Annotated in this window: 2 protein-coding genes; both read left to right on the forward strand. The window is 66.6% G+C overall.

The window, feature by feature from the left end; genetic code table 11:
- Window positions 1-965: 965 nt before the first annotated feature.
- The gene (locus tag ABD378_RS43440) at window positions 966-1175 is read left to right on the forward strand and encodes a hypothetical protein (RefSeq protein WP_344530951.1); all 210 of its coding nucleotides are present in this window, start codon (window positions 966-968) and stop codon (window positions 1173-1175) included.
- Between the two features lie 61 nt (window positions 1176-1236).
- The coding region (locus ABD378_RS43445; RefSeq protein ID WP_344530952.1) for a helix-turn-helix domain-containing protein at window positions 1237-1589 on the forward strand (353 nt) is incomplete at its 3' end.

Genomic DNA, 1589 nt, shown 5'->3' on the forward strand with positions numbered 1-1589 from the left:
CGCGAGTGAGGTTCTTGATCACCCCGGCAGGCTTAGCAGCGCACGCGGGTGTGGACAGTGGGCTCGGCAGGCCTCTCAGCCGTGTGGGGGACGAAGTTCACCGAAGAAACGTTGGGCCGCCCTACACCTCCGCCCGTCGTGGACGCCGTTGATGCGCCCGCCGTTTCACTCCCCATCTCTGCCACTGCTCCCGCCATGGACGGCGGTGTACGCATTACCCCACGTCAGCGACCTCACTCTTCCTTTAAGCCCGACCAGCGATCTTGGGCTGACATGTCGTCACTGACGGCCAAACCGGCACGTCGCAGATGTCCTTTTGCAGGCGGGCATGGCAGGAAGGCCTCGCGAGCCGCGGGAAAAGCGGGTCAAGGAGTGTTCTGGCGCCGCTGTGCGCGGCGCCAGAACGGTGAGCCTCTCCCGCGGCAACGGGGGCGGCTCGGTCTCCTGGGTAACTGTGTTGCCCGCAGTACTTCGGAGAGCCCGCTGGTAGCCGTGAGGCCGTGCAGTCAGGCACGCACAAAGATCAGGCATGTCGGCGCGAAGGTCAAGGTTGGGACGCGGGTGCGGAAACTGGAGTGGAAATTCCCGTTCTGAGCTGCGGTGATGCGCGTTTCGGCATGTCCGAAAGCTGTAGTGGATCGCGGGACACTTCTGCGGATTGTCACCCTCGGTGACGATCATGGCGATCGAAAGGTGGGTCACAACTGCGGAAAGGAACCCACCTCATCACCCGTGAACAGGCACGATCCCCGTCGGGGGGCCGCTGTGGGGCCAGACCGGCAAAAGGACACATCTGCGGATTGAGTGCTCGGCGGATAGTGCTGGGGGCCGCCGGGATGCTGCAACATCGCTAACCACCCGGGCGGCGGCAACCGCCCCGGCGCACGACCAGCACCGCCCGCAGTACCCGCAACTGAGCCCGCAGTACATGAAGTTGAGCCCCGAACGAACAGTTAGGCGATACGTTGAACAACACAACTTGCGGCACGTCACGTCCTCTGACTACACCCGAGGCAGTCGTCCTCATCGTGGTCATCATCGCCGCCGCCCTGGCCGCCGCCGGTCTGCCGGCCGTGGGCGTACTCGTCCTCCTCCTCGAGGCCGGCTCCCTCGGCCGCCACCTGGTGGGGCTGCGGCGCGGCCGCAACGCCACACCGCGGCCCGCTCAGGCCTGACCGTCCGATGGCGCGCCGCGAGAACCCCATCCCCCGGTGCAGCCGGTCACTACTGGTTCTGGTGACCTGGCTGCGTAATGGCAGGACGGACGCCGCTCTGACCTACGAGCAGCTCGCCTCTCGTACCAAGTACAGCGCGGACTCTCTCGCGCGCGCCGCCTCCGGGCGCAGCGTGCCGCAGAACCCAGCTGTGGTTCTGGCCTACGCCGCGGCCTGCGGACGCAGCACGAAGGAAGTCGAACGGCTGTGGAAGCGCGCACGGCGTGATGAGGCCCGCACCCAGGGCGTGGTCAGCGGCCACCGAAGCGGAGTGCACATCAGCGTGGTTAAGGACTTCGCTGATCTGCACTCCGCGCTCGTCGATCTCCACGACGACGGCCGGCCGCCCCTGCGTTCCCTCGATACCCGCCTGGG

The organism is Streptomyces rectiviolaceus, from assembly GCF_039533825.1.
GTDB classification, from domain to species: domain Bacteria; phylum Actinomycetota; class Actinomycetes; order Streptomycetales; family Streptomycetaceae; genus Streptomyces; species Streptomyces rectiviolaceus.